25 protein-coding genes and 2 tRNA genes are annotated in these 26,620 nt (G+C 70.0%); 21 read left to right on the top strand and 6 right to left on the bottom strand.

The annotated features are described in order from the left end of the window. Positions 1 to 11 precede the first annotated feature (11 nt). The 5 genes from QLQ12_RS10710 (at position 12) to QLQ12_RS10690 (ending at position 2,394) form a co-directional block, all read left to right on the top strand. Positions 12 to 85: transfer RNA gene (locus tag QLQ12_RS10710), tRNA-Ile, on the top strand. Positions 86 to 297: 212 nt separating this feature from the next. Beyond that, positions 298 to 426: a DLW-39 family protein gene (locus QLQ12_RS10705; RefSeq protein WP_211304171.1), complete on the top strand. Its 129-nt coding sequence runs from the start codon at positions 298 to 300 to the stop codon at positions 424 to 426. A 10-nt stretch (positions 427 to 436) separates the two neighbouring features. Then, positions 437 to 509: transfer RNA gene (locus QLQ12_RS10700), tRNA-Ala, on the top strand. Between the two features lie 608 nt (positions 510 to 1,117). Next, positions 1,118 to 1,789, top strand: coding sequence for a DUF6461 domain-containing protein (locus tag QLQ12_RS10695; protein WP_282759046.1), 672 nt, complete (start codon positions 1,118 to 1,120; stop codon positions 1,787 to 1,789). Between the two features lie 95 nt (positions 1,790 to 1,884). Beyond that, positions 1,885 to 2,394: an NUDIX domain-containing protein gene (locus QLQ12_RS10690; RefSeq protein WP_282759045.1), complete on the top strand. Its 510-nt coding sequence runs from the start codon at positions 1,885 to 1,887 to the stop codon at positions 2,392 to 2,394. Here QLQ12_RS10690 and QLQ12_RS10685 read toward each other — a convergent pair. After that, on the bottom strand, positions 2,286 to 2,684 hold the full coding sequence (locus QLQ12_RS10685) for a hypothetical protein (protein WP_282759044.1): 399 nt from the start codon (positions 2,682 to 2,684) through the stop codon (positions 2,286 to 2,288). The two genes, QLQ12_RS10690 and QLQ12_RS10685, sit on opposite strands and share 109 nt — an antisense overlap. A gap of 222 nt (positions 2,685 to 2,906) precedes the next feature. On the opposite strand from QLQ12_RS10685, the gene QLQ12_RS10680 reads away from it, so the two are divergent. Beyond that, the gene (locus tag QLQ12_RS10680) at positions 2,907 to 3,458 is read left to right on the top strand and encodes a YbaK/EbsC family protein (protein ID WP_282759389.1); all 552 of its coding nucleotides are present in this window, start codon (positions 2,907 to 2,909) and stop codon (positions 3,456 to 3,458) included. A 29-nt stretch (positions 3,459 to 3,487) separates the two neighbouring features. Here QLQ12_RS10680 and QLQ12_RS10675 read toward each other — a convergent pair whose 3' ends face one another. The 4 genes from QLQ12_RS10675 to QLQ12_RS10660 all read right to left on the bottom strand — a co-directional run bounded on the left by QLQ12_RS10675 (position 3,488) and on the right by QLQ12_RS10660 (position 6,971). Further along, positions 3,488 to 4,129: a DsbA family oxidoreductase gene (locus tag QLQ12_RS10675; protein WP_282759042.1), complete on the bottom strand. Its 642-nt coding sequence runs from the start codon at positions 4,127 to 4,129 to the stop codon at positions 3,488 to 3,490. 1 nt (position 4,130) lies between these two features. Next, positions 4,131 to 4,574, bottom strand: a complete 444-nt coding sequence (locus tag QLQ12_RS10670; protein WP_282759041.1) for a SufE family protein — start codon at positions 4,572 to 4,574, stop codon at positions 4,131 to 4,133. 238 nt (positions 4,575 to 4,812) lie between these two features. Beyond that, entirely contained in the window at positions 4,813 to 5,205 is a 393-nt protein-coding gene (locus QLQ12_RS10665; protein ID WP_282759039.1) for a CBS domain-containing protein, read from the bottom strand. Between the two features lie 32 nt (positions 5,206 to 5,237). Continuing rightward, complete coding sequence (locus QLQ12_RS10660) at positions 5,238 to 6,971, bottom strand: proline--tRNA ligase (RefSeq protein ID WP_282759038.1); 1,734 nt, start codon at positions 6,969 to 6,971, stop codon at positions 5,238 to 5,240. A 101-nt stretch (positions 6,972 to 7,072) separates the two neighbouring features. On the opposite strand from QLQ12_RS10660, the gene QLQ12_RS10655 reads away from it, so the two are divergent. The 15 genes from QLQ12_RS10655 (at position 7,073) to QLQ12_RS10585 (ending at position 26,100) form a co-directional block, all read left to right on the top strand. After that, complete coding sequence (locus QLQ12_RS10655) at positions 7,073 to 7,972, top strand: sulfurtransferase (protein WP_282759036.1); 900 nt, start codon at positions 7,073 to 7,075, stop codon at positions 7,970 to 7,972. Positions 7,973 to 8,151: 179 nt separating this feature from the next. Further along, positions 8,152 to 8,727: an RNA polymerase sigma factor gene (locus tag QLQ12_RS10650; protein ID WP_282759035.1), complete on the top strand. Its 576-nt coding sequence runs from the start codon at positions 8,152 to 8,154 to the stop codon at positions 8,725 to 8,727. Continuing rightward, complete coding sequence (locus QLQ12_RS10645) at positions 8,724 to 9,560, top strand: zf-HC2 domain-containing protein (RefSeq protein WP_282759034.1); 837 nt, start codon at positions 8,724 to 8,726, stop codon at positions 9,558 to 9,560. Before QLQ12_RS10650 ends, QLQ12_RS10645 begins: the two co-directional genes overlap by 4 nt. A gap of 13 nt (positions 9,561 to 9,573) precedes the next feature. Next, complete coding sequence (locus tag QLQ12_RS10640) at positions 9,574 to 10,410, top strand: ABC transporter ATP-binding protein (RefSeq protein WP_282759388.1); 837 nt, start codon at positions 9,574 to 9,576, stop codon at positions 10,408 to 10,410. A 5-nt stretch (positions 10,411 to 10,415) separates the two neighbouring features. Then, a complete protein-coding gene (locus tag QLQ12_RS10635; RefSeq protein ID WP_282759033.1) occupies positions 10,416 to 11,888 on the top strand; it encodes a hypothetical protein in 1,473 nt (490 codons plus the stop codon). Next, the gene (locus QLQ12_RS10630; RefSeq protein WP_282759032.1) at positions 11,885 to 12,517 is read left to right on the top strand and encodes a hypothetical protein; all 633 of its coding nucleotides are present in this window, start codon (positions 11,885 to 11,887) and stop codon (positions 12,515 to 12,517) included. The genes QLQ12_RS10635 and QLQ12_RS10630 overlap by 4 nt, the downstream gene beginning before the upstream one ends. Before the next feature lie 249 nt (positions 12,518 to 12,766). Continuing rightward, positions 12,767 to 14,533 (top strand): HSP90 family protein, encoded by a 1,767-nt coding sequence (locus QLQ12_RS10625; RefSeq protein ID WP_282759030.1) that lies wholly within the window; start codon positions 12,767 to 12,769, stop codon positions 14,531 to 14,533. Next, positions 14,530 to 17,370: a tetratricopeptide repeat protein gene (locus tag QLQ12_RS10620; RefSeq protein ID WP_282759029.1), complete on the top strand. Its 2,841-nt coding sequence runs from the start codon at positions 14,530 to 14,532 to the stop codon at positions 17,368 to 17,370. The genes QLQ12_RS10625 and QLQ12_RS10620 overlap by 4 nt, the downstream gene beginning before the upstream one ends. Positions 17,371 to 17,402: 32 nt before the next feature. Continuing rightward, a complete protein-coding gene (locus QLQ12_RS10615; protein ID WP_282759027.1) occupies positions 17,403 to 18,008 on the top strand; it encodes a TetR/AcrR family transcriptional regulator in 606 nt (201 codons plus the stop codon). Between the two features lie 134 nt (positions 18,009 to 18,142). Then, positions 18,143 to 19,471 (top strand): acetyl-CoA carboxylase biotin carboxylase subunit, encoded by a 1,329-nt coding sequence (locus tag QLQ12_RS10610; protein WP_282759025.1) that lies wholly within the window; start codon positions 18,143 to 18,145, stop codon positions 19,469 to 19,471. Positions 19,472 to 19,473: 2 nt separating this feature from the next. Next, positions 19,474 to 20,346, top strand: a complete 873-nt coding sequence (locus tag QLQ12_RS10605) for a hydroxymethylglutaryl-CoA lyase (protein ID WP_282759023.1) — start codon at positions 19,474 to 19,476, stop codon at positions 20,344 to 20,346. A gap of 157 nt (positions 20,347 to 20,503) precedes the next feature. Beyond that, positions 20,504 to 21,523, top strand: a complete 1,020-nt coding sequence (locus QLQ12_RS10600; protein ID WP_282759021.1) for a hypothetical protein — start codon at positions 20,504 to 20,506, stop codon at positions 21,521 to 21,523. 265 nt (positions 21,524 to 21,788) lie between these two features. Then, positions 21,789 to 23,162, top strand: coding sequence for a chaplin family protein (locus QLQ12_RS10595; RefSeq protein ID WP_282759019.1), 1,374 nt, complete (start codon positions 21,789 to 21,791; stop codon positions 23,160 to 23,162). A gap of 243 nt (positions 23,163 to 23,405) precedes the next feature. Next, positions 23,406 to 24,929, top strand: a complete 1,524-nt coding sequence (locus QLQ12_RS10590) for an acyl-CoA carboxylase subunit beta (protein ID WP_282759018.1) — start codon at positions 23,406 to 23,408, stop codon at positions 24,927 to 24,929. A gap of 13 nt (positions 24,930 to 24,942) precedes the next feature. Then, complete coding sequence (locus tag QLQ12_RS10585) at positions 24,943 to 26,100, top strand: acyl-CoA dehydrogenase family protein (protein ID WP_282759016.1); 1,158 nt, start codon at positions 24,943 to 24,945, stop codon at positions 26,098 to 26,100. A gap of 31 nt (positions 26,101 to 26,131) precedes the next feature. Here the strand turns inward: QLQ12_RS10585 and QLQ12_RS10580 are convergent, their stop codons facing one another. Further along, positions 26,132 to 26,617, bottom strand: a complete 486-nt coding sequence (locus tag QLQ12_RS10580; RefSeq protein WP_282759015.1) for a MarR family winged helix-turn-helix transcriptional regulator — start codon at positions 26,615 to 26,617, stop codon at positions 26,132 to 26,134. Positions 26,618 to 26,620 lie beyond the last annotated feature (3 nt).

Here is a 26,620-nt window from a genome sequence, read left to right as displayed (position 1 = left end):
TTCGCAGTTGAGGGGCTATAGCTCAGTCGGTTAGAGCGCAGAGCTGATAACTCTGAGGTCGATGGTTCGATTCCATCTAGCCCCACGAGTGACAGGTGGCCCTTGTCCGCGGAGTGCGCGGACCGGGGTCACTCGTCATTTCTGCTCCGGGGGCCGAGCCCCCGGAAACCCCGCGTTACGGTGGGTGCGGTGGCTGGTTCGAGTCGCTCAGGTTCCTTCTTGCGGCTTCAACTTCCACCAACCATGTTTGTACGCGGACCTGTTCTTTCCGGGCAGCGGGTAAGGGGTGGCAGTTCAGTGTTGAAGAAGCTCCTCATCATTGCTGGTGTCGTCGGGGTGGCGGCTCTGGTGGTCAAGAAGGTCAAGGCCTCCAGTGACGAGCGCGCGCTCTGGCACGAGGCGACCACGGCGCCCGATCTGCGGTGACGGCGGTTACGGGGCCCTAGCTCAACTGGCAGAGCACCGCCTTTGCAAGGCGGGGGTTAGGGGTTCGAGTCCCCTGGGCTCCACGACTGACGAGTGGCCCTCGTCCGCGGACAGCGCGGACCCGGGGCCACTCGTCATTTCTGCTTCCGGGGCCGAGCCCCGCACCCGCGCCTCATGGCGATCGAGTGATGGATCCCGTCGTCGGCTCGGGCGGTCGACAGGCACCGTTCACTGAGGACTCGTCGGCGCCTTCGGGGCTGCTGCGGGTCCCGTACTCGATTCGGCAGGGCTGAATCGGACGACCAAGCTATGTGGAGCGAGCGATAGCGGGGGCGCCGGCGGGCATGTGGCAGCCCTCAGATCCGCGGTGACGGCCGATCCCGGGGAAGCCCTATTGCGGGGTGTCGGCAGCCGAGCTCACGAGGCGAGACGACCTCTCAGCCGTTTTCAGTGCAGGCGGCTTCGCTCACCTTGCGCCGCTCGGCTGGCCGGGCACTCAGGGGTGACTGTTTTATAACGATATGGGGACGCCACATAGTGGCCGTCCTTGATGTCGATGCCGCACTGCGGCACGGGCGGGTCGCCCCGGCGAGGTGGGATTCCTGCACCGGGGCACGCGACGCCGGTTGGCCAATTGGCCTTAACCATGCCGGGGACGGTACGGAGCCACGATCTTTGATCTACTAGACCGGTGAGACGCCGTTCCGCTCTACTTCTGCTGACGCTCGTGCCCCTCGCCGGGTGCGGCGCGTCCGGTTCCGCCGAACCGCTCGCCTCCGCCGGGACGTCGGCGGACTACGCCTGGCCGGCCCGGAACGCCGACCTCACCAGCGGGTTCTGCTTCACCCTGGTGCGGGGTCTCACCGAGCATCAAATCACCAAACGACTCGGTGGCGACGATCTCGAGCGGGTGGACTGGAACCGGGTCGTCCGGCCTGGTGACGGTGAGGCCGGCGCCCGGAAACGGTTCTTCATGGGCATCGGCCGGGTCGGTAACTGGTCGGTCATCGTGGAGGACAACGGGACGCTCGGCGTCACCCGGGAGCTCGTGAAGTCGCTTTCGAAGAACCGCGGCGAGGTCTTGGCGTACCGAGGTGGCGGCGGCGAACCGGGGCGTCTGGTGGTCTTCCGCAACGGGGATCTCGCATTGGATCTCGACACCTCGGCGCCGGACCGGCTCGGCGGTAACAAGCCGGACCAGTTCCGCCCGACCCTGCAGGCGACCGGTCTTCTCGGGGGTCCAGCCGTGACCGATCCCACGGCGTCGGCGCTCGCGTTCATGGCCGCCCGGAGCGGCGTCACGCTCACCGCGCAGGTGATGCAGCAGCTGGAGTACCTGCTCGTCGAGGTTCCGCAGGCGTAGGCACGCATTTGCCCGTTCCAGCGAACGTGCCGGGTTATCCACAGAGGAATGAATGAGCCCTGCGGGGCGCAGTTCGTGCGGCTAGCCTGCAGGGCGTGGATGAGCGAAGACGGGCCGCCGCCGTGATCGTGCGGGACGGCCGTGTGCTGATGATGCACGAGCGCAGCCGGCGATTCGGTGGCGGCGAGTGGTGGACGCTTCCCGGCGGCGGCCTGCGCCCCGGCGAGACGGCCGAGGAGGCACTGCGGCGCGAGGTGTTCGAGGAAACCGGCCTGATCGTCAGCGACGCCCGCTACGTGCTGGAGATGCCCTACCCGTCGGGCATGACGTCGGTCTTCACGGTGACCGTCGCCGACGGCGAGCCACGACTCGGGCGAGACGACGGTTCCGGGCCGGAACAGATCGGGATCGACTGGCTACCGGTTCCTGAACTGCCGATCGAGACGAGCGGCGTGCCGGTGCCACCGTTGATGGTGGTGCTGCCGACGCCGGGCGGTCAGGCCGACGCGGAATCGGTCACCGGGTCGCTCTCGGGCACCACGGCCGGCGAGGAGACCGCGACGAACGGGGATGTGACGGCGCGCCGGCGCTCCACGACGAAGTAGATCGAGGCGGCGGTGTAACCCGCGGCCAGCAGGCCGCCCAGGCCGCGCACCTGTAGGGACGCGAACGGCGCCATGGTGATGGCAGCCGCGATCAGCGCCCAGCACGCCAGCAGGATGGTGTTGACCGTGTCGGTGCGGTACCACGCGGTCTGTGACCGGCGGCGCGCCTGGCGCTGGATCTCGACGACGAGGGCGTGTGTCAGCACCATCGCCAGCAGGCCGAGCAGCAGGACGGCGAAGACCGAGTGACGGCCGCCGGAGACGGCGACCAGCGCCGTAGCGCCGACCATCAACGCGAGGCCACTGACGGTCCCGACGCGTGCTTTCCGGCGCTCCTCCACATCATCTGACGGTCGGCATGATCGCTTTGAACCTGAGAGTTTTCCGCCGGCCGCCCGCTCACGATTGCCGATTCATCAGCGTATGCGGTGGTTAAGGTCTATTGTCCGTCCGAGGTCGGGTGCGATGGTGGACGTGCCGTGATCGCCGGGGTGGGTGAGGATGGCGGGATGATGGGAAGCCTGCCGACCGAACCCGCCCAGTCGCGCCCCGACCTGCTCGCCCCGCCGGTGGCCAAGGCCCTGGCGGTCTGGCCGACCGAAGGAGTGATCGACGCCGACCAGGTTCTGGTGGCGCCGATCGATCCCGGGCTGGCGGACACGGCGGCCTTCTGCGAGGCGTACGGCATCAGCCTGGCCGAGTCCGCCAACTGCGTGATCGTGGCCGGCAGCCGGGGTGGGGTCACGCGGTACGCGGCCTGCATCGTGCTCGCCACCACCCGCGCCGACGTGAACGGCGTGGTCCGCCGACACCTCGATGTGCGCAAGGCCAGTTTCGCGCCGACCGACGACGCGGTCGCGCTGACCGGAATGGAGTACGGCGGCATCACCCCGATCGGGCTACCCGTCTCCTGGCCGATTCTGGTCGATTCGCGTGTGGTGGCCACCCCGCACGTGATCATCGGATCCGGCGTGCGGCACAGCAAGATCGCCATCGCCGGACCCGCCCTCGGCGCCCTGCCCGGCGCCGAGGTGATCGACGGTCTGGCACGCGAGGCATCCTGACAATCGTCTATGTCGTTTCACGTGAAACGTCATAGACCGGCGTTGGCACTCTCCCGGCGTGAGATCTCCTGGAAGGCGGCGAGCAGAGTGCTCGGCTCCTGAGCGCCCTGGACCTTGTACTTCCCGTCGATGACGAAGGTCGGCACGCTGGTGATCGCAAGGGCTCGCGCCTCGTCGAGGTCGGTGCGGACCGCGGTGGTGCCGGCCTCGGACTCCAGGTAGGTGAGCGCGGCGGCGGCGTCCAGCCCCATCGTGCCGGCGACGGTCGCGAGGGCGGGCAGGGACCCGATGTCGATGCCGTCGGTGAAGTGCGCTCGCTGCAGGGCGTCCAGCATGTCCGCCTGGCGGTCTTGCGTTGCCGCCCAGGCGATCAGCCGGTGCGACGCGAAGGTGTTGGCCGCGATCGCCCGGTCGAAGTCGAGTGTCAATCCCTCACTCGCGCCGATGGCGGCCACCTGCGTGAACATCTGCTCCGCACGGGCCGGGCCACCGAACTTCTCCGCCATCACCTGCTTGATCGGCAAGGGCTCCGGCGCTGGGGAGGCGTCCAGCTGGTACGCCCGGTAGGTGACCGTCACCGTGCCGTCGAAGGCCTCCAGTGCCTTCTCGAGTCGCACCTTGCCGATGTAGCACCACGGGCAGATCACATCGGACCAGACCTGAATATCCACGTCACTCCGTCTTGAGGGGGGTCGCCTGCTCGGTGATCTGACGCTTGAGCCGCGCCAGGATCGCCGTCCCACCACGCACCCGCAGTGGGCTGATCGTCTGGGAGAGACCCATCCGAGCATAAAGATCATCGGGCACGGCCAGAATCTCCGCCGCGGTCGCCCCGGCCAGGCCCTCGGCCAGGATGCCGGCGAACGCCCGGGTGGTCGGCGCCTCGGGCGGGCAGTCGAAGTGCGTCACCACGGTCTCGTCCGGCTGCACGACCGCCTTGAGGAAGAACGCGGTCTGGCACTCGGGGACCTGTTCCATGCCCTCGTGCCCGGCCAGGTCGGCGGGCAGCGCCGGCACGGCGTCGGCGAACTCCAGCAGCATCTCCAGCACGACCTCGCGGGGCGCGGAGGCGAAGTCGTCGACGATCTCGGCCAGCTTCGGCGGCATGTCACTCACGACCTCGACCCTACGCGTCGATCACCGTGACGGCCGCTGCTGTGGATGCGGTGTGCGCCACGGTGGAAAGGGCGGGTGCAGTCGATGCCCGTTCGGGGCGTGGGCGGAGCTGCCGCAGGCGGGACGTCACCCCCGGGCGGCCGGCCGGCGATCCGGCGGGGCGGCCGGGCAGTGATCACGCCGTCGGTAGGCGGGCGGCTTGTCGGCCGTGGTCAGGCCGAGACCGGTGGAGCGGTGGTCAGGCGGCGGCGGACGAGGTGGGCAGAAGGGCGACGTCGCTGAGACTGAGGATGCCGACCAGTTGACGGTCGGCGTCGCAGACCAGGAGACGGCGGACGCCCCGCTCGCGCATCGCCTGCACGGCCTCCTCCACCGTGGCGCTCTGCTCAACCATGAGCAGCTCACGGGTGGCGATCGCGCCGAGCGTCACGACCGCCGGGTCCAGCTTCTCGGCGATGGCCCGGACCACGATGTCGCGATCGGTGACGATGCCGGCCATCGTCGGGCCCTGGGTCACCACCACGTCACCGATGCCCTGGTCGCGCATGACCTGAGCGGCCTCGTCGAGGGGGGTGTCCTCGGGCAGGTAGACGACCTTCCGGGTCATAGCGTCCGCGACCAGCCTGATCATGCTTCTGCCTCTCCACCGCCGTTGTGTCACGGTTACCCGAGCTCCGCGGCGATTACACCAGCCATGTCCACAAGGGGCACTTCCGTGCGCTCGCGCGTGCGGCGGTCGCGTAGTTCCGCGAACCCCTCGGCCAGGCGGCGGCCGACCACGACGCACCGGGGGATGCCGATGAGCTCGGCATCGGTGAATTTGACGCCCGCCGAAACGTTGGGCCGGTCGTCGACGAGCACCCGGAGCCCGGCCCGGGACAGAGTGGCGGCGAGAGCGAGGGCGGCCTCGACCTGGCCGTCCTTGCCGGCCGCTACCACGTGCACGTCGGCCGGGGCGATCGCCGCCGGCCAGACCAGGCCCTGCTCGTCGTGATGCTGCTCGGCGATCGCCGCGACCGCACGGGACAGGCCGATGCCGTAGCAGCCCATGGTGGGCCGGACCGGCTTGCCGTCGGCGCCGAGCACGTCAACCTTGAAAGCGTCCGTGTAGCGGCGGCCGAGCTGGAAGATGTGGCCGATCTCGATGCCACGCCGCATCGTCAGCGTGCCGTCGCCGCAGGCCGGGCAGGGATCACCGGGCCGGACCACGGCCGCCTCGATGGTGCCGTCGGGGTTGAAGTCACGGCCGGCGACCACGTCGGTGGCGTGCTTGCCGGGCTCGTTCGCGCCGGTCAGCCATGCGGTGCCGGGCGCGACACGTGGATCGGCGAGGTAGGGAATCGTGATGCCCTGGGGGCCGATGTAGCCCTTGACCAGATCGGGGCGGGACTCGAAGTCGTCGAAGAGGACCGCGGTGGCCGGGGCCAGGGCGGCGTTGAGCCGCTTGAGATCGACCTCACGATCGCCGGGCAGACCGATCGCCAGAAGCTCCGGTCCATGACCGGGGTGGAGCACGGTGACCACGACGTTCTTGAGGGTGTCGGCCGCGGTCCAGTCGGTGCGCCCGCCGAGGCCACGCTCGTTCGCCAGCTCCACCAGCGAGGCGATGGTCGGCGTCTCGGGAGTGTCGTGCACCTCCATGGTCGGTGCGGTCACCTCCCGCGCGGGCGGCGCCGGGGTGCTCACGGCCTCGGTGTTGGCGGCGTAGTCGCAGTCGGTGCAGCCCACGAACGTGTCCTCGCCGACCTCGGCCGCGGCCAGGAACTCCTCGGACACGGAGCCGCCCATCGCACCGGACACGGCCGAGACGATCGCGTGGTCCAGCCCGAGCCTGGTGAAGATTCGCTGGTATGCGGCGCGCATCCGCTCGTACGCCTCGATCAGTCCGTTCTCGGTGAGGTCGTAGGAGTAGGCGTCCTTCATCAGGAACTCGCGGCCGCGCAGCAGGCCGCCCCGCGGCCGTGCCTCGTCGCGGAACTTGGTCTGGATCTGGAAGAGCAGGAGAGGGAAGTCCCGGTAGGAGCCGGTCATGTCCTGCACCAGCAGGGTCGCCATCTCCTCGTGCGTCGGTGCGAGCAGGTGATCGGCGCCGCGACGGTCCTTGACGGTGAAGAGATCGTCGCCGTACTCGGTCCAGCGGCCGCTCGTCTCGTAAGGCTCGCGGGGCAGCAGCGCGGGGAACGAGATCTCCTGCCCGCCGGCCGCGTGCATCTCCTCCCGGACCACGGCGGTGACCCGGTCGAGGACCAGCTTCCCGAGTGGCAACCAGGTGTAGCCGCCCGGGGCCGCGCGACGGATGAACCCGGCGCGCACGAGGAGGCGGTGACTCGGCACCTCCGCGTCCGCCGGCTCCTCACGCAGGGTTCTGAGCAGCAGACTGGACATCCGGAGCAGCATGGTGACCGAGCTTAGGGACCGGGTACGACGAATTCATCCGGTTATCCCGTTGTCACCAGGGTCACGTCCGGTGTGCTCCCCGGAGAGCTAGCGTGACAGGCATGTCCGTTCCGAACGATCCGGCGCAGGCGCTACAGGCGTACGCGCACCCTGACAAACTGGTCACCACCGAGTGGCTCGCCGCGAATCTGGATACCCCCGGCCTGGTCGTCGTCGAGTCGGACGAGGACGTGCTTCTCTACGACACCGGCCACATCCCCGGCGCGGTCAAGGTCGACTGGCACCTGGAACTGAACGACCAGGTCAGCCGGGACTACCTCGACCCGGCCGCGTTCGCCGCACTGTGCGCGGCCAAGGGCATCGGCCGTGACGACACGATCGTGTTCTACGGCGACAACTTCAACTGGTGGGCGGCGTACGCCCTCTGGGTCTTCAGCCTCTTCGGCCACCGCGACGTGCGGCTGCTCGACGGCGGCCGGCAGAAGTGGGCCGCCGAGGGGCGCTCGCTGACCAGGGAGAAGACCGTCCGCCCCGCCGCTGAATACCCCGTCCCGGTTCGCAACGACGCGGAGATCCGGGCCTTCCGCGACCAGGTGATGGGCCACATCTCCAGCGGGCGGCCGCTGGTCGACGTGCGGTCTCCGCAGGAGTACTCCGGTGAGCTGACCCACATGGAGGCGTACCCCCAGGAGGGCGCGTTGCGTGGCGGGCACATCCCGGGCGCGGTCAGCAAGCCGTGGAAGTCCGCGGCGAACGAGGACGGCTCCTTCAAACCGCACGACGAACTCATCAAGATCTACCGCGATGAGCTGGGCCTGGAGCCCGCGGACGACATCGTCGCCTACTGCCGGATCGGTGAACGGTCCAGCCACACCTGGTTCGTGCTGCGGTACCTGCTGGGCTATCCGCAGGTCCGCAACTACGACGGCTCCTGGACCGAGTGGGGCAACCTGGTGCGGGCGCCGATCGCCAAGGGCACCGAGCCCGGCGGACTCAGCTGATCCTCAACGGCCTTCCAGACGGCGCCGCCCTTCGCCGGTGGCGCCGTCTTTCGATGAACCGAGCCCGGGAGTCCGGCCTCGTCGGCAACCGAATCCGTGCCTCCGGCCGTGTGGGAACCGAATCCGGGGCTCGGTCTTGTCGGTGAACCGGATCGGGGACCGCCGGCGATAGTCCAGATGTGCGACGGAAAAGACCGCAGCCGGTGCCGCCGGCCAGTGAGCAGAGCAGCGACGCCGAGCTGCTGCGCGCCATCGCCGCCGGGCAGACAGCGGCGTTGCGCCTGCTGCATCACCGGCATGCCGGCTGGCTGCGCGCCCGCCTCCGCCGGCGCTGCGCCGACCCCGACGTGGTCGACGCCGCAATTCAGGACACGTTCGTCGCGGTCTGGAAAGACGCCCATCGGTATGAGGTGACGGCGGCCGACGCCGCGGCATGGCTCTGGACCATCGCCGTCCGCCGCCTCCTCTCCGCCCTGCGCGGGCCGGCCCACCGCTGGCTGAGCGGTCCCGCCGCCGAGCTGCCCGACGTCGCCACCACGCCGTCCGCCGAAGAGCTGGTGCTGCTCGGCGTCGAGCACGGCGCCCTGGGTCCGGCGCTCGACCGGCTCTCCCCCGAACTGCGCCACCTGATCGAGGCGACCGCGCTCGACGGCCTCTCGGTGCGTGAGGCCGCGAAACTGCTCGGCATCCCCGAGGGCACGGCGAAGACCCGGCTGATGCGCGCCCGGACGAGGTTGAGGGAGCTGCTGGCATGACCGACTCATGGCACATCGACACCGCACTGCTCAGCGACTACGAAGAGGGCACTCTCAGCCCGAGCCGGGTCATGGCGGTCGAGGCGCACATGCTGGCCTGCGCGGGCTGCCGCACGCGGGTGCCGGTCGACTACACCTGGCTGACCGGCAACTTCTCCGTCATCTACGACAACGTCCACGCTCCCCGGGTCGGCCCGCTGCAGCGACTGCTGACCCGGTTGGGCCTGCCCGAGCACCGGCTGCGCCTGCTCACCGCCACCCCGGCGTTGCGCTGGTCGTGGCTGGCCGCCACGGCAGCGGTCCTCGGGCTCGCGGTGGCCGTGTCGTGGCTCGACTGGTCCGGCGCCGCCGCGATGAGCACCGTCTTCCTGGCTCTCGCCCCGATCCTGCCGGTGGCGACCGTCGCGACCGCCTACGGCCCGTCGGCCGACCCGATGCGCGAGATCACCGGCACCACACCGGCGGCCGGTCCCGCCCTGGTGTTGTGGCGGGCCGTCGCGGTGGTCGGCGTCGCCGTGGTGATGGCCGCGGTCGCCGGTCTCCTGCTGCCCGGCCCCGGGTGGTTCGCGGCGGCGTGGCTGCTGCCCGCACTGCTGCTCTGCACCGGGACGCTCGCCCTGGCCACCAGCCTGTCGCTGCCGGTTGCGGCCGGCACCCTGGGCGGCCTCTGGCTCACCGGGCTGTATGCCGTCGTCCGGGTGGTCCGTGACGACGTCTTCGTGCCGCTGGTGTTCGGCCCGCCGGCGCAATTCGGTTACCTCGCGGCGGCCGCGGCCGCCGCGGCAGTCCTGACCCTGCGGCGACGCCGCTTCGACCTGGGAGAGAGCCGATGACCACGGTGACCGCCTGTCCAAACGGTATGGATCGACGGTCGCGCTCGACGCCGTCGACCTGACGATCGGGGTCGGCGTGACCGGTCTGCTCGGCCCCAACGGGGCGGGTAAGAGCACCCTGCTGCGATGCCTGGCCACCGCGCTCGGTCCGGACGCTGGTTCGATCCGGGTGCACGGCTTCGACCCGGCGGTCCCGGCGCAACGGACCGAGGTGCGGCGGCGGATCGGCTACCTCCCGCAGAACCCCGGGCTCTACCCCCACTTCACGGCGTACGACCTGCTCGACTACGTCGCCGTGCTGAAGGAGATGACCGACACCCAGCGGCGGCGGGCCGAGGTGCGGCGGGTGCTCGACGAGGTCGAACTCACCGACCGGGCGAAGACCAAGGTCCGCAAACTCTCCGGCGGCATGCGTCAGCGACTCGGTCTCGCGCAGGCACTGCTCGGCGACCCGGAGCTGGTGATCCTCGACGAGCCGACGGTCGGCCTCGACCCGGAGCAGCGCATGTCGTTCCGGGCGTTGATCTCGCGGATCGGCGAGCGGCGGACCGTGCTGCTCTCCACACACCAGACCGAGGACGTCGGAGCGCTGTGTGAGCGCGTCGTGGTGATGAGCGGCGGCCGGGTGGTCTTCGAGGGCGGCCCCAAGGAACTGGCCGGCGTCGCCGAGGGCCAGGTGTGGCTCTCCGAGTCGCCTCCCGTGCGAAACACGGCCTACTGGCGGAACGCGGACGGGCTGTACCGCACCGTCGGCCCGCGGCCGGACGGGGCGGAGGCGACCCGGCCGTCCATCGAGGACGGCTATCTGCTGCTGCTCGGCACCGCGGTGGCGACCGGGGCGGTCCGGTGACGGCGATGCTGATCGAGGCCGACCGCCCGCGCGTGTCGGTTCCCGCGGCGACCATGGCTCTGGCCCGGGTCGAGACCCGGCATCTCCTGCGTGGCGCGTTCTTCTGGGGTGGTCTGATCCTTTCGGTCGCGCTCGGCGTCGTGTGGTCCTGGACCCGCATGCCGTCCTGGGACACGTTCTCCCAGAACGCCGGGATGAGTTCTCTCGTGCTGGCCACCTCGCTGCTGATCGGCGCTCACCTGGCCACCGGCCGGGACCATCGGGCCGGCGCCGACGAGACCACCCGCACCATGCCGGCCGGGCGCCGGCGGCGAGGCGTCGCGATGCTGGTGGTGGTTCCGGTCGCCGCGGTGAGCGGAGTGGTGCTCTATCTCATCGAGTTGCTCCTGCTGATGCCGACCTGGCCGGTCGGGCGTTTCGACCCCTGGGCCGCAGCGGTCGTCGTCGTGATTCCAGCGATCGGCGCGGTCGTCGGCGTCCTGGCCGGCCGCCTCATGCCCGCGGTCGCGGCCGGTCCGCTCAGTGCGGTCGCATTCACCGTCCTGCTGATCGGGCTGCGGGTCCTGCCATCCTCCCCAGGCGGTTACGGCGAGGCCGTCTGGCTGGTGCCGAACCAGCCGTGGGAGGTCGGAGCGTCCCGGCCGACCGGATGGCACCTGCTCTATCTGCTCGGTGTGCTGGTCGCGATCACCGCGGTGGCCGCCTGGCGGGCCTGGCCGAAGATTTCGGCGGCGGTCCTGATCGCGGCGGTGGCCTCCGCGGGACTGGCCGTCGACCGTCAGTCCAGCGCTTCCGTCATCGAGATCCATTACCCGGAGGACACCGAGCCGCTCACCGGGGTCGCCGTTCTGAGCTGCCAGGCCGACCGGGAGGTCCGCTACTGCGCGCTGCCCCACCACGAGGGCTGGATCGGGCTGTGGCGAGAGGCGGTGGAACCGGTCATCGCTCATCTGCCGCCCGGAGCCGTCCGGCCCGCAGTCCGGCAGGTCGGCAACTCCCACAATCTTCAACCGATGACACCGGGCATGCCGGAGATCATCACCGCCGCCTCCTGGGGCCGCATCGGAGCGTGGGCCGACGACTCACGCGGCAGGATGACCCGTGACTACGTGGTGGCCGCGATCGGTGTGCGACGGCAGGCGCTCTTCTACGACAGCTGCGAGGGCGCCGGGCAGCACCGAACCGTGGCTGCCCTGTGGTTGCTGGCTCAGGCGACGCCGGGTGATGTCGCGCGCCTGCGGAGCGGCGAACTGCGGTTGCCCCGCGTGAACTACGGAGACGCTGAACTGCGGGCCGCCGTCGCGCTGTTGGACCGGCCCTATGCCGAGGTCGCCGGGCACCTGTCGGCGCACTGGGCGGAGTTGCTCGATCCGTCGTCGACTGCGCTGGCCGGAATCGGCGTCACTCTCACACCGCCGCCGGTTCCGGCCACCCCTGAGCCGGAGGAACCCGGCGCCGGGGGCGGGATCTGCCGGTGACCAGGCTCCTGATTCCACTGACCGGGCACCTCGCCCGCGCGGTCTCGTGGTGGCCGCTCGGGGTGGCGATCCCGCTGGCGGTCCTGGCTCAGGCGCCGGTGTTGGCGACCGAGCCGTCGCTCCGGGCGGTCCTGACCGGGTTGTGGCTGGCCGCCGGAGTGCTGGGGGCCGGCGCCGGCTTCGCGCTGCCCGATCTCATGGCGGCCACGGTGGTCACGCCGGTGCCCCGGTGGGTCCGGCAGTGGCTCCGGATCGGGTTGGTCCTGGCGCCGGCGGTGCTGATCTGGGCGGTGCTCCACGCCGTCGTGCGGTGGGCCGTCGCGCCCGAAGTCACCTGGCCCGGCGGCTTCATGATCCTCCAAGCCGCGGTGTGCGGCCTGCTGCCGATGGCGGCCGCGGCGATCGGGGCGCGCCACCGCGGCACCGCGACCGGCGCCCTCCTCGGGCCGGCGGCGCAGGGTCTCGTCCTGGTCGTGACCTTGTTCTTCGCCGAGCGCAGCTCGCCCTGGTCGATGCCGTCCGCGGACGGGTGGACGACCGCGCATCGGGTCTGGCCCGTGGCGCTGATCGTGGTCGTGCTCAGCTTGCTGCTCGCCAACCGCGAAGCGGCAGGACCACACGGCGCCTGATCGGAACGGTCTGCCAGGCATTCGCCCAACGCGGCGATGGGCCACGCAACAGGTCACGCAACGGGCTGCGCGGCAACGGGCTGCGCGGCAACGGGCTGCGCGGCGGCGGACTGGGTGGCGCCATGATCGCGACGGTGGATCCGCGGGAGCGCGGGTCCAACGGGGGCCGTCGGGATCATGGCGTCTTCCTCAGCTCGCGGAGTGATATCGGTCTGATTTTGTCGGTGGTACCCGGTACCGTGCCGCACCGTGAGCAACACGTTCCAGGTCGACCTGCGGGGCATCGTCGATCTGCTCAGTCACCACCTTTACGCGAGCCCCCGCGTCTACGTCCGCGAGCTGCTGCAGAACGCCGTCGACGCGATCACCGCGCTCGGCCCCGAGCACGCCGGCGTGGTGACCGTCGCTTCCTCCGACAGCACCGGCGACGGCACGCTGCGGATCGACGACAACGGCATCGGCCTGACCGAAGCTCAGGTGCACGAACTGCTGGCCACCATCGGCCGCAGCTCCAAGCGTGACGAGCTGGGCTTCGCGCGGCACGAGTTCCTCGGCCAGTTCGGCATCGGACTGCTCTCCTGCTTCCTGGTCGCCGACGAGATCCGGGTGCACACCCGGCGGGCGGGCGCCGACCCGGTGCTGTGGACCGGCTTCTCGGACGGCCGCTATGCCGTTCGTCCCGGGGCCGAGCGTGAGCCCGGCACCACGGTCACTCTGCTGCCGCGCCGCGGCGCCGAGGAGTTCCTGACCGGGGTGACGGTGACCGAGTTGGCCCGCACCTACGGTTCGCTGCTTCCGGTCGCGGTGTCGGTCGACGACCAGCGGATCACCACCGGCACCCTGCCGTGGCAGCTTCCACCCCAGTCCCGCCTGGCCTACGCCGAGCGGACGTTCGGCTTCAAGCCGTTCGACGTGATCGAGCTCAACGTGCCCGCGGCCGGTCTCACCGGCGCCGCGTTCGTGCTGCCCACCCCGGTCAACCCGGCGAACCGGGGCGGCCACCGGGTCTACCTGAAGCGGATGCTGCTCTCCGACAGCATCGAGGGCCTGCTGCCCGAGTGGGCGTTCTTCGCCCGCTGCGTCGTCGACAGCACCGAGTTGCGTCCCACCGCGAGCCGGGAAGCGCTCTACGACGACGGCCTGCTCGCCGAGACCCGGGACGCCATCGCCGACCAACTCCGTGGGTGGCTGGTGCGGCTGGCGGCGAGTGACCCGCGTCGTCTCCGCGACTTCCTGCGCATCCACCATCTCGGTGTGAAGGCTCTGGCCCTGCACGACGACGAGATGCTGCGCCTGGTCGAGCAGTGGTACCCGATGCAGACCAACATGGGTGAGGTCACCCTCGCCGAGTTCCGTGCCCGTCACGGCGTCCTCCGATATGTGGCCACCGCCGACGAGTTTCAGCAGCTCTCGGGAGTCGCCGCCGCCCAGGACGTGGGGTTGATCAACGGCGGCTACTTCTACGACGCCGAGCTGATCGAGCGGTTGGCCCTGATCGATGCGGAGGTGCGGGCCGAGCGGCTCGACCCGACCGATCTGACCACCCGGTTCACCGCTCTGGACGCCGATGTCGAACTGCAGTTGCGCCCGTTCCTCTCGGCCGCTCAGCGCCGGCTGGACCGGCTCGGCTGCGAGGTGGTGGTGCGCGCCTTCGACCCGGTCGCCCTGCCGGCTCTCTATCTGGTCAGCCGGGCGGCGGCATATCACGACGAGTTCACCGCGAGTCGTGATCAGGCCGACGACCTGTGGGGCGGGGTTCTCGACGCGCTCTCCCGGACGGTGCCGACCGACCGACCGCAGCTCGTGCTGAACCATCGCAATCCGCTGGTTCGCCGGGTGGCCACTCTCGGCGACCCTGAGCTGGCCGGTCTGGCCGTCGAGTCGCTGTACGGCCAGGCCCTGCTCCTCGGCCACCACCCGATCCGCCCGTCCGACGCCGCCCTGCTCACCACCTCGTTCCTGGGCCTGCTCGAGAGGGCCGTCCCGAGCGAGCGGAACGACGAGGAGACTCGATGAAGACCGCTGACGAGCTCTGGCAGTTGCTCGGCGAGGCGCAGGAGATGCCGTACGGCGCCACCCAGATCGCCCTGGTCGACCAGGTGCTCCGGCACGTGGACGCGACCGACGACCCCGCGCTCAAGTTCTCGGCCCGGCTGTTCGCGACCACCGCCTACATCTACGGCGGCGAGCAGGTGAAGGCGTTCCCGTCCTTCTCATGGTGCGTGGCCGATTTCGACCGCAACCCCAGCCCGTACCACGAACGCTGGATGCACAACCTGTTGTGGCTGTTCAAGAACATGGTCAGTTCGATGACCAAGTTTCCCGAGGTGCCGCTGGGCCGCACCTATGCCGTGCTCGACGACATGGAGCGGCGGTACAGGGAGAGCGGTCACGGCATGCAGCCGGTCTACAAGCACCGATACCTGGTCGCCGAGCATGTCGGGCAGACCGAGGAGGCGGCGGAGTGGTTCAGGCGGTGGCAGGCCGAGCCCCGCAACCGGCTCTCCGACTGTTCCGGCTGTGACCCGACCACCCTGGTGAACCACCTCGCCCGTGCGGAGCGCTTCGAGGAGGCCGCCGAACTGGCCGCACCGGTGCTCGCCGGTGACCTGTCCTGCAACGAGCAGCCGCAGAGCATTCTCGGCGAGCTGATGGTGGTCTATCTGAAGACGGGCCGCCTGCGAGAGGCGGCGGACGCGCACCGCCGGTCCTATCTGGTCATGCGCAACAACCTGGCCGATCTGTGGGAGATCTCAGAGCACATCCAGTTCTGTGCCCGGACCGGCAACGAGCATCGTGGTCTGGAGATCCTTCAGCGCCACATCGACTGGCTGGAGCGGGCGCCCTCACCGGCCGCCGCGATGAACTTCGCCGCGGGCTCGGTCCTGCTGCTGCGTCGGCTCACGGAGCTCGGGCACGGTGACACCCTGATCCGCCGCGGCGGCCGCGACGACATCACCGCCGCAGCCCTGGCCGAGGAGCTGACCACCTTCGCCACCGGGTTGGCCGCCCGTTTCGACGCCCGCAACGGCACCGATCATCAGAGCACCGTGATCACCGGCGTGATGACGGCCGAGCCCTACGGCGTCAAGGTGCCGCTCTCGGCCACCGCGAGGCGCGTCCCGGTCACGGCGGGAGCGGGCACCGAGCAGGCGGGAGCGGTCACCGGGAGGCCCGTCCCGGTGGTGGAGCCGGAACCGCCGATCGAGGTGCCGTCCTCGGCGACCGCCGCCGATCTGATCGAGCTCGCCGAGCAGTACTCGAAGGGATCCCGGGAGGATGCCGCTCGTACCGTGATGGAGGCTTTCGACGCGCGTTTCGAGGTGCCCGAGGAGCCGGCGCTCGCCGCCCGGCTGTGGGCGCTGCGTGGTTTCCTGCTGCCGGCCGACGCGCATGAGGAGACGGTGGCCGCCTGGGACCGGGGGGTGGATCTCTTCACCCGTGCCGGTGAGGTGGGTGAGGCGAACATGTTGCGTGCCCGCGTCGCCCTGGAGCGGGCTCAGTCCGAGGGCCCGAGCGAGGAACTGCTGGCCATCGTCCAGTCGAACGCGGATTACCAGGACGAGCACGGCGATCCGGCGATCCGGGCCGCCGCGTGGATGCGGGTGTCCCAGATGTTGCGGTTGCTGGACCGTCCCGGCGACGCCAACGAGGCCGGCGACCGCTCGGACCGGTGTGCGGAGGAGGCCGGCGACCAGCGGCAACTGGCCTATCACGCGTTGGTCCGTGCGCAGAACCGCGAGGCGGCGCACCAGCACGAGGAGGCCGTCGCGGCGGCCCGGGCCGCCTGGGACTTCTATCGGGAGCACGGGCCGGCCGGGCAGAGCGCCGAGGCGGCGATGGTCTTCGGCCAGCTCACCGATGATCCCGAGCAGGCCGTGGAGGCGCTGACCGAAACCTTGGCGGCGGGCCTGCCGGCTCCGGCGCTGGCCGCCCGGATCCACCGTGGCCGTGCGCTGGTGCGACTGGACCGGGCGGAGGAGGCGATCGACGACTTCGTCGAGGCGATCGCGCTCTGTGCCGAGGGCGCCGCGGGTGAGGGCTCGGATCGGGCCGGTCTGTTCGCCCGGCACGAGCTGGCGCAGGCCTATCACCACGCGGGCCGCCCGGCGGAGGCGGCCGAGGTGGGTGAGGAGGCGCTGCTCGGGTTCGACCGGCTGGGCTTCGAAGAGCCGGCCGGCGACACTCGGTTGCTGCTCGCCACGGTCTACCGTGATCTGGGCGACACCGATCGGGCACTGAGCATCTACCGGCACCTGATCGAGTGGTTGGAGGGCAATCCGGCCGGGCGGGGCCAAGTCGGCGAGCAGGCCGGTCAGCTCCTCTATGACATGGACCGTGACAGTGAGGCGGCGCTGACCTTCCGGGCAGCCGCCGAGTCGTTGCACGAGGCCGGCGATCTGGCCGCCGAGCTGCGCGTGCTGCGCCGCCGCCTGATGGCGCTGAACTTCGCCGACGAGGTCGCCGAGGCCGAAGAGGTCATCCGGTTGGCCACCCGCCGATATGAGGAACTGCCTGCTGAGCTGGCCACTCAGCCCGGGGTGCTCTGGGGCAGGTCGATATTCGCCTTCGAGGTCGGGAACCTGCTGATGCGACGCGGCCGCTATGCGGAGGCGCTGCCGCACCTGCGGGACGCTCCGGAGCGGCTGCGCGGCATCGGCGCGGCGGACGACGCCGACCGGGTGGAGGGCATGCTCGCTGAGGCGTTGCTGCGGTCCGGCTCGGCCCACGAGGCGGAGCGGATCCTGGGCGCGCTGCTGAAGCGGATGCGTCCGGACGCGCCCACCCGGGAACTCGCCGTCGACCTCTACGACGCGGCCCTGGAGGCCGTGAATCGGCTGAACGACCGTTAAGTGAAGGCTTGACATCGGGTTACAGTTGCGAGGTGACGACGGTAGATCAGCGGCATCGGACCACCCCGCCGGCGCCGAGGCGGCGGTCCCGCCGCGACGAGATTCTGGAAATCGCGGTGGGCCTGTTCGCGTCCCGCGGCTATCACGGTGTGTCGATGGACGACATCGGCTCGGCAGCCGGCGTCACCGGTCCGGCGCTGTACCACCATTTCGCCGGCAAGGAGGCGATGCTGGTCGCCGCGCTCATCCCGGTGAGCGAGAGTCTGCTGGAGGGCGGTAAGAAGCGTGTCGCCCGGCATCCGGAGGACGCGAAGGCCGCGCTCGCCGATCTGATCGACTTCCACGTCGAGTTCGCGCTGGCCAACCCCGCGGTGATCGCCCTGCACCTGCACGAGCTGGACCGTCTGCCGGAGGACCCGCGCCGCCAGATCCGCCGGCTCCAGCGGCTCTATGTCGAGGAGTGGGTGGCCGTGCTGTCCCGGGTTCGCCCCGAACTGCCCGCCCCCGAGGCCCGGGTGCTCGCGCACGCGGCGTTCGGCCTGATGAACTCGACACCGTTCCTGGGCGGCGAGGTCGATCGAGTGCGCCGTGCCGCCCTGCTGCGCGACGCGACGGTCCACGCGCTGATCGGCCACTGAGAAACCGGTCGGCCAGAACGAGTCACCGAGAAAGCCGTCCGGAAAGCTGGTCGGCTGATAAAGATTTAAAAAGGCATAAATCTACATAGGGATAAGCGCCCACAAGGCAGTCTGAACCCACGGAGAGAGGGCTCATGATCGAGTCACTGCTCATTGCCAACCGCGGCGAGATCGCTCGGCGGATCATCCGTACCGCCAAGCGACTCGGCATCCGCACCATCGCCGTCCACTCCGACGTGGACGCTGACATGCCGTTCGTGCTGGAGGCTGACGAGGCGGTCTGCGTCGGCCCGGCCAACCCGGCCCAGAGCTACCGCAACACCGAGGCGATCCTGGCCGCCGCCAAGTCGACCGGCGCGCAGGCTGTTCACCCCGGCTATGGCTTCCTCAGCGAGAACGCCGACTTCGCCCGTACCGTCGAAGCCAACGGCCTGGTGTGGGTCGGGCCCGGCGCCGATGCGATAACCGCGATGGGCGACAAGATCAATGCTCGGAATCTGATGGCCGCGGCCGGCGTGCCGGTCGCGCCGGGGTCGCCGGACCCCGCCGTGACCGTCGAGGCCGCGCTGGAAGCGGCCGAGGCGATCGGCTTCCCGGTGATGGTGAAAGCGGCTGCCGGTGGCGGCGGAATGGGCATGGCCGTCGCCGAGAACGCGGACGACCTCAAGAAGGAGTACGAGAAGGTCCGCACCTTCGCCGAGCGCATGTTCGGCGCCGGTGATGTGCTGATCGAGCGCTACTTCCCCCGGGTCCGTCACGTCGAGGTGCAGATCCTCGGCCTGGCCGACAGCCGGGTGATCGCCCTCTCCGAGCGCGAGTGCTCGGTGCAGCGCCGCAATCAGAAGCTGGTCGAGGAGGCCCCGTCGCCGGCGGTCGGTCCCGAGCTGCGGGCGCGTCTGCTGCAGGCCGCGGTCAAGGCCGGCGAAGCGGTCGGCTATCGCAACGCGGGCACAGTGGAGTGTCTGCTCGATCCGGCGACCGGCGAGTTCTTCTTCCTGGAGATGAACACGCGTCTGCAGGTCGAACACCCGATCACCGAGCTGATCCACGGCATCGACCTGGTGGAGCTGCAGCTGCGAATCGCCTCCGGCGAGGACGTCACGATCGAAGACGGGCAGAGCGGCCACGCGATCGAGCTGCGGGTCAACGCCGAGGACCCGAAACGTTTCTTCCCCGGCCCCGGCAAGATCACCACCTGGGTCGAGCCGAGTGGCGAAGGAACGCGAGTCGACTCCGGCTACACCGAGGGGAACACGGTCAGCCAGAACTACGACTCGCTGATGGCGAAGCTGATCGTCTTCGGTCTCGACCGGGACGACGCGATCGCGAAGGCCCGTGCCGCGGTGGCGGGTTTCCAGATCGCCGGCCCGAAGAACAACCTGCCCTTCTTCGCCGAGCTGCTGGAGAACCAGGAGTTCCTCTCCGGCGACTACGACACCGGCATCGTCGGAAGGATGCGGTGACCATGGTCTCCATCCGTGAGGTCGCTCCGCGCGACGGTCTGCAGAACGAGGACCCCATTCCCGCCGCCGCCAAGGTCGAGTTGCTCGACGCGCTGAGCCGGACCGGTGTGCGCCGGATCGAGGCGGTCTCGTTCGTCCACCCGAAGGCCATCCCGCAGATGGCCGACGCCGACGAGGTCTGGGCGAAGGCCTGGCACAACCCGGACGTGCGATATTCCGCGCTGATCCCGAACACCCGCGGCGCCCACCGTGCGCTCGCCGCCGGTTTCCGGGAGATAGAGGTGGTGGTGTCGGCGAGCGACACCCACAACCGCCGCAATCTGAACCGGTCCACCGAGGACTCGCTGGACGACATCGCGCAGCTGATCCCGCTGGTGCACGAGGCCGGCGCGACGCTCGAAGTGATCGTCGCGACGAGTTTCGGCTGCCCGTTCGAGGGCGACATCGACCCGGACCGGGTGGCGGGCATCGTGGCCCGGGTCCGCGCCGACGGTGCGGACCGCATCGCCTTCGGCGACACGACCGGCATGGCGACTCCGCGGCGGGTCCGTGACCTTCTCTCCGCGGTCCGCCCCGACCTGCTGCACTTCCACGACACCAGGGGTACGGGTCTCGCGAACATCCTGACCGCCCTGGACCTGGGGATCACCGAGTTTGACGCGAGCGCGGGCGGGCTGGGCGGCTGCCCGTACGCTCCGGGCGCTTCCGGGAACGTCGCCACCGAGGAGGTGGTGCACATGCTTCACGACATGGGCATCGACACCGGAATAGACCTGGACAGTCTGCTGGAAGCGGCGGCTCTGGCGGAGCGTCTGGTCGGGCGCACCTTGTCCTCGGGTGTTCTGCGAGCGGGGCCACGCACGCGTCTGGTGTGATTTTCTGCGCTTTCCCCGCGGTCAGTTTTCCGATTTGTCCGCGTGACTTCCCGCTCGCCCCCGTCGTTACCAATACCGAGTGACCAATACCGCCCTGTTCTGGAAGTTCCTGACGAACAGGTTTAATCGGTCACCGATCGACGACGAGGGGTAGATCATGACGGGTCGGGAGGTCGAGCGCGACGAGCGCACGGCAAGCCGGTCCTCGGCGATCACCCGCGGCGGCTCCCCGCTCATGCCGTCCCACAGCCAGGGGGCGGAGCGGCGGCCGGAGCGCCGCGCGGGACACACCGGATCCCGGTGGCTCCTGCGTGCACTCGTCATCGGTGGGCTGGCCGGGGTGGCGTGGCTGCTCACCGGCTCCGCCGCACACGCCGCGGACCAGGGTGACGAGCCGTCCGGCTCGCTGCTCGGGCCTGTGCCGCAGTTCGCGACGGAGACCGAACTCCTCGAAGCGGCCGTCCAGCCGCCGGAGTCCACACCCAAGAACCACCGGCCCCATGCCGTGACGTCGATTCTCACGGCACCGGAACAGGTGCTGTCCGGGCCGGTGGCGATGCTCGACGAGGTTCTGCTCGACGAGGTCGCGCACGACGGCTCCGCGATCGACGCGAAGACCGCCGGTGTGCCGCGGCGTACGGCGACCCCTTCCCCGCGCGCCAGCGGTGGAACGGCGGACGACGGGACGCTGCCCGTGTCGGCGGGAACCGTTGCGGAGCCCGTGTTCGAGCTACCGGCGGAGATCTCACCCGAGATCCCGGTAGCCGACGATGTCACCACGCCCGCCGGGACGGAGCTGGAACAGCCGGAAGAACCGGCTGTCACGCCCGCTCGGGTGGCGAAGGTGGCAGCGAGGGCCGGCGTGACGCCGGCCCGCAAAGCCAAGATCCAGTCCCGGTCCCGGGTTCACCGGCACATTCCGGCCGCCCGGCCGGCGTCGGAGACCGCCCGTGACGACGTGCCCGGCGACGACGGGCCCGTGTCGCGGCGCATGAACCTCGGAGCAGTCAGCGGTATCCCGGCCGGTGGGCCGGGAGCGTCTGCGGAGGCCGGCCCGATGGCCGTTCTTCCGGCCCGGCTCGCGAACGGTGCGGTGGACGACCACCGGCTTCCGCTCGCGGCTGGTGTCGCGGCTCGGCGAAACGACGCCGAGGCCCCGACCGTCTCACCTGACTGAGGGTCATCACCACCTGTCGCCGGCGCTTCGTAGAGCGTCCATGCCCCGCGATTCCTCAACCGTTTGCGCACAGGCGGCGAGTCGTCCGAGGGAACACCACTGAACCGCGATCCGAAGCGCCAACCATGGCGCGCGTCGACAGGCGGAGTCAGGGCCGGATAAATCGCGCCAGGGCACCGCTGCGCCCGAAAGCGGGCTCCGGAAGTACCAACTGAATACGCGTGTAGATCATTTCTGACCATTTGCGAAAGGCATCCCTTTTCTCATGAAGAAGACTTGGGTTCGTAAGACTCTGAGTGTCGGTGTCCTCGCCGCCGGCGCCCTGCTGCTCGCTCCGGCAGCCTCCGCGCTGGCCGACACCGACCAGGTCACCACGGGCAACTTCGGCACCCTCAACGGCACCCAGGTGGCCATCCCGGTCACCGTGCCGGTGAACGTCGTCGGCAACTCCGCCGGCGTCCTGGGCGCGGCACAGAGCTTCGGCGTCGGCGCCAACCAGGTCGAGAGCGGCCGTAACGGCGGCGGGACCCGCCAGGCCTCGTTCCAGAACCGTGGCTTCCTGAATGGCACCCAGGTCGCGGTTCCGGTCACCGTTCCGGTCAACGTGTCCGGCAACGCCGCGGCGGTGGCCGGCAAGGCGAGCGCCACCGGCGTCTCCGCCAACCGGGTCGAGAGCGCCAAGGCCACCGAGCACGGCTGGAGTGGCCTCGGCGGCTTCGGCGGTGGCAACACCGACCAGGTCAGCTTCGGCAACTACGGCACGCTGAACGGCACCCAGGTGGCCATGCCGGTCACCATCCCGGTCAACGCGTGCGGCAACTCGCTCGCGCTGCTCGGCTCCGCCAGCTCCACCGGCATCTGCGCCAACCAGGTCGGCGGCGGCTTCGCCCGCAAGGCGGCGCACCCGCTGGAGAGCAAGTCCGCCAAGGCTGCCAAGCGCACCGAGAGCGGCCCGTGCATTGCGTACGTTCCGTCAGGTCCGTGCGGCCCGCAGGGCTCCTGGGTGTGGCCGGCGGCCGCGGCCAACCAGGCCAGCTTCGGCAACTACGGCACGTTCAACGGCACCCAGTTCGCGGCGCCGATCACCGTTCCGGTCAACGCGTGCGGCAACTCGCTGGGTGTGCTCGGCTACGCCAGCGCACACGGCGTCTGCGCCAACAACGTCGGTGGCGGCTACGCCCGCCCGCACCAGTGGGTCAAGCCGCTGGTCCCGGTCTACCAGCCCGGTTACGTCCTCGGCGAGGACGACTGCGACGAGTGGAACAACGAGCCGGTCGCGGACGACTGCGGCAAGGACGACAACGGCGGCGTCCGTGGCGACAACGACGGCTACCCCCAGGGTGACGTCCGTGGCGACAACGACGGCTACGACAAGGGCGACGTTCGTGGCGACAACGGCTACAACGACGTGGCTCCCGACAACGCCGGCTACGACAAGGGCGGCAACCGTGACAACGCGGGCGAAGCACCCGTCGTCGCGGACGACAAGGGCAAGGCCCCGCACGACGCCGGCTACGTGAGCCCGGACAAGTACGGCAACAAGGCCGGCGGCCGCAGCGCCGAGAAGTCCGCGGTCAGCGGCCTGACCAACAACGTCGGTGGCCTGGGCGGTCTGGACCTGCTCGGCAGCCTGCGCTGATCTGGCGCGGTGACAGGCCGGGTCGCGCCGGTCCCGGGCGTGACCCGCGTCGGCTCCTGACGGTGCCGATGACCGCCGGCGCTACTCCACAGTGCCGGTAGCAGTGAAAACGGACGGGAGCCCCCCGCAACGGGGGCTCCCGTCCGGCATTGCCGCAGTCCACGCAGTGAGATAACCTAACGCTCGTTAAGCTTGCATCGTCCAGTGCGGATGCGGGCGACGATGCACAGTTGCGGAGGCGGCATGGACGGGGAGGCTCTGGCCGGAGCGCGTAAGCGTGTACTGGCCGGCGGTGCGGAGCGTTACCACGCCGCCAACGCCGCCAAGGGCAAACTCTTCGCCCGCGAGCGGATCGCGCTCCTGGTCGACGAGGACTCGTTCGTCGAGGACGGCCTCTTCGCCAACAGTCTCGCTGACGGACTGCCCGCGGATGGTGTGATCACCGGAGCTGCCCGGATCGACGGCCGGGACGTCTGCCTGATGGCGAACGACTCCACGGTCAAGGCCGGCTCCTGGGGCGCCCGCACGGTCGAGAAGATCATCCGGATCATCGAGCGGGCCTACGAGCGCGGCGTGCCGATGGTCTACCTCGTCGACTCGGCCGGCGCCCGGATCACCGATCAGGTCGACCTCTTCCCCGGCCGCCGCGGCGCCGGGAAGATCTTCCACACCCAGGTCAAGGCTTCGGGGGCGATCCCGCAGGTCTGCGCGCTGTTCGGCCCGTCGGCGGCCGGTGGGGCGTACATTCCGGCGTTCTGCGACGTGGTGGCCATGGTCGACGGCAACGCGAGCATGTACCTGGGATCCGACCGGATGGTCGAGATGGTCACCGGTGAGAAGACCACGCTGGAGGCGATGGGCGGCGCCCGGGTGCACTGCACCGAGTCCGGCGTCGGGCACTTCCTCTGCAAGACCGAGCGTGAGGCGCTCGACGTGGTCCGCACCTACCTGTCGTACCTCCCCTCCAACTGGACCGCGCAGCCGCCGGCGGCCGCCGCCGCCAACCCCGCCGGCATCGACCTCGCCGCCCTGGTCCCGGCCAGCGAGCGGCAGGCCTTCGACATGCGGCGGTACGTCAAAGGCCTGGTCGACGAGAACTCGTACTTCGAGATCTGGGCGCTCTGGGCTCGTGAACTGACCGTCGGATTCGCCCGCCTGAACGGCGAGGTGGTCGGCGTGGTCGGCAACAACTCGATGTTCAAGGGCGGCGTGCTCTTCGTCGACTCGGCCGACAAGGCGAGCCGGTTCGTGCAACTCTGCGACGCCTTCAACGTGCCGCTGCTGTTCCTCACCGATGTGCCGGGCTTCATGGTCGGCACCGCGGTGGAGAAGCAGGGCATCATCCGGCACGGCGCCAAGATGATCACCGCCATCTCCGAGGCCACCGTGCCGAAGATCTGCGTGGTGGTCCGCAAGGCGTATGGCGCCGGGCTCTACGCGATGGCCGGCCCCGGGTTCGATCCGGACGCCACCATCGCCCTGCCCACCGCCAAGATCGCGGTAATGGGCGCCGAGGCGGCGGTCAACGCCGTCTATGCCAACAAGATCGCGGCGATCGAGGACCCGGACGACCGGGCCGCGTTCGTCGCCGAGCGCCGCGCGGAGTACGAGCGCGACATCGACATCATGCGCCTGGCCAGCGAACTCGTGGTGGACGCCGTGGCCGAGCCGGGCGATCTGCGGGTTGAGCTGGTGCGGCGATTCTCCGCCGCGCGCGGTCGGGACCGCTCCTTCTCCCGGCGACGGCACGGCGTCACTCCTGTGTAGAGAGGGGCATCCGGTGGTCGACTTCCGCCTGGGTAAGGAGTACGAGGACCTGCGTGCCAGCGTGCGGCAGTTCGCCCGCGAACAACTGGCCCCGGTCATCGCCGAGCACTACGAGAACAAGACCTTCCCGTACGACATCGTGCGCAAGATGGGTGCGATGGGCCTTTTCGGGCTGCCGTTCCCGGAGGAGTACGGCGGGATGGGCGGCGACTACTTCGCGCTCTGTCTCACGCTGGAGGAACTGGCCAGAGTGGACAGTTCGGTGGCGATCACCCTGGAGGCCGCGGTCTCACTGGGCGCCATGCCGATCCACCGGTTCGGCACCGAGGAGCAGCGGCAGCGCTGGCTTCCCCGGCTGACCAGCGGGGAAGCGCTGGCCGCGTTCGGCCTGACCGAGCCGGACACCGGCTCGGACGCGTCCGGCACCACCACCCGCGCTGTTCTCGACGAGAGCACCGACGAGTGGGTGATCAACGGGACGAAGGCGTTCATCACCAACTCCGGCACGGACATCACCTGCCTGGTCACGGTGATGGCGGTGACGGGCACGAACCCGGACGGCAGCAAAGAGCTGTCGACGATCATCGTGCCGTCCGGGACGCCCGGTTTCACGGTGGCGCCCGGGTACTCCAAGGTCGGCTGGTGCGCGTCGGACACCCACGAGTTGTCCTTCGACGACGTGCGGGTGCCGGCGGCCAACCTGCTCGGCGAGCGGGGCCGCGGTTATGCCCAGTTCCTGCGCATCCTGGACGAGGGCCGCATCGCCATCGCCGCGCTCTCGGTCGGCCTGGCGCAGGGCTGCGTCGACGAGTCGGTGACGTACGCCCAGCAGCGCAGCGCCTTCGGCCGCCCGATCGGCAAACACCAGGCCGTGCAGTTCCTCATCGCCGACATGGACATGCGCGCCCATGTGGCCCGTCTCGGCTATTACGACGCCGCGGCCCGGATGCTGGCCGGCGACGACTTCAAGCGGCACGCGGCCATCGCGAAGCTCAACGCCAGCAACGCCGCCATGGAGAACAGCCGGTACGCGACCCAGGTGCACGGCGGGTACGGCTTCATGAACGAGTCCGCGGTGGGCCGGTTCTACCGGGACGCCAAGATCCTTGAAGTCGGCGAGGGCACGTCCGAGGTGCAGCGCATGCTCATCGCCCGAGGTCTGGGGCTGTAACTCTCCGCCCTCGGGCGTACCGCGAATATCGTCAGGCGGGCAGTGCGGTCTCCGCGCTGCCCGCCGTCGCGCAGGGGTTGACCGCGTCGCGGATGGTGCGCAGCGAGTCGAGCAGTTCCGTCAGTCTCTGTTCGGGCAGAAGCCCGACATACCACCGCTGGACCAGCTCGAGGTGCCCTGGGAGCACCTCGGCGAGCCGCGTCATGCCCTCGTCGGTGATCACCGCGTAGGAGCTGCGGCGGTCGCTCGGGCACGCCTCGCGGCGGACCAGGCCGGTGCGCTCCATGCGGTCGACGACGCGGGTGACGCCGCTGGTGGAGAGGGTGGTCTGGCCGGCCAGGTCGGTCATCCTCAGGTGGTTGCCCGGGGACCGGGCCAGGCGCATCAGCACCTCGAACTCCACCTGCGAGAGTCGGTGCTCCTCGAACTGTGCGGCGAGCCGGTTCATCAAGCCCGTGTACGCCTCGGCGAGCAGTCCGACTGCAGTGAGGCGAGGGTCGTCCAGGTCCTTGTTCACGTG

The organism is Actinoplanes sandaracinus, assembly GCF_030009775.1.
Classification (GTDB): domain Bacteria; phylum Actinomycetota; class Actinomycetes; order Mycobacteriales; family Micromonosporaceae; genus Actinoplanes; species Actinoplanes sandaracinus.
This window is presented reverse-complemented; position numbering and strand designations above follow the sequence as displayed.

Coding starts and splice junctions, on each gene's coding strand:
- QLQ12_RS10685 (WP_282759044.1), bottom strand. CDS start 2,684: ATGGTCGGCGCTACGGCGCTGGTCGCCGTCTCCGGCGGCCGTCACTCG.
- QLQ12_RS10680 (WP_282759389.1), top strand. CDS start 2,907: ATGGGAAGCCTGCCGACCGAACCCGCCCAGTCGCGCCCCGACCTGCTC.
- QLQ12_RS10665 (WP_282759039.1), bottom strand. CDS start 5,205: ATGATCAGGCTGGTCGCGGACGCTATGACCCGGAAGGTCGTCTACCTG.
- QLQ12_RS10660 (WP_282759038.1), bottom strand. CDS start 6,971: ATGCTGCTCCGGATGTCCAGTCTGCTGCTCAGAACCCTGCGTGAGGAG.
- QLQ12_RS10655 (WP_282759036.1), top strand. CDS start 7,073: ATGTCCGTTCCGAACGATCCGGCGCAGGCGCTACAGGCGTACGCGCAC.
- QLQ12_RS10645 (WP_282759034.1), top strand. CDS start 8,724: ATGACCGACTCATGGCACATCGACACCGCACTGCTCAGCGACTACGAA.
- QLQ12_RS10635 (WP_282759033.1), top strand. CDS start 10,416: ATGCTGATCGAGGCCGACCGCCCGCGCGTGTCGGTTCCCGCGGCGACC.
- QLQ12_RS10620 (WP_282759029.1), top strand. CDS start 14,530: ATGAAGACCGCTGACGAGCTCTGGCAGTTGCTCGGCGAGGCGCAGGAG.
- QLQ12_RS10610 (WP_282759025.1), top strand. CDS start 18,143: ATGATCGAGTCACTGCTCATTGCCAACCGCGGCGAGATCGCTCGGCGG.
- QLQ12_RS10605 (WP_282759023.1), top strand. CDS start 19,474: ATGGTCTCCATCCGTGAGGTCGCTCCGCGCGACGGTCTGCAGAACGAG.
- QLQ12_RS10600 (WP_282759021.1), top strand. CDS start 20,504: ATGACGGGTCGGGAGGTCGAGCGCGACGAGCGCACGGCAAGCCGGTCC.
- QLQ12_RS10595 (WP_282759019.1), top strand. CDS start 21,789: ATGAAGAAGACTTGGGTTCGTAAGACTCTGAGTGTCGGTGTCCTCGCC.
- QLQ12_RS10590 (WP_282759018.1), top strand. CDS start 23,406: ATGGACGGGGAGGCTCTGGCCGGAGCGCGTAAGCGTGTACTGGCCGGC.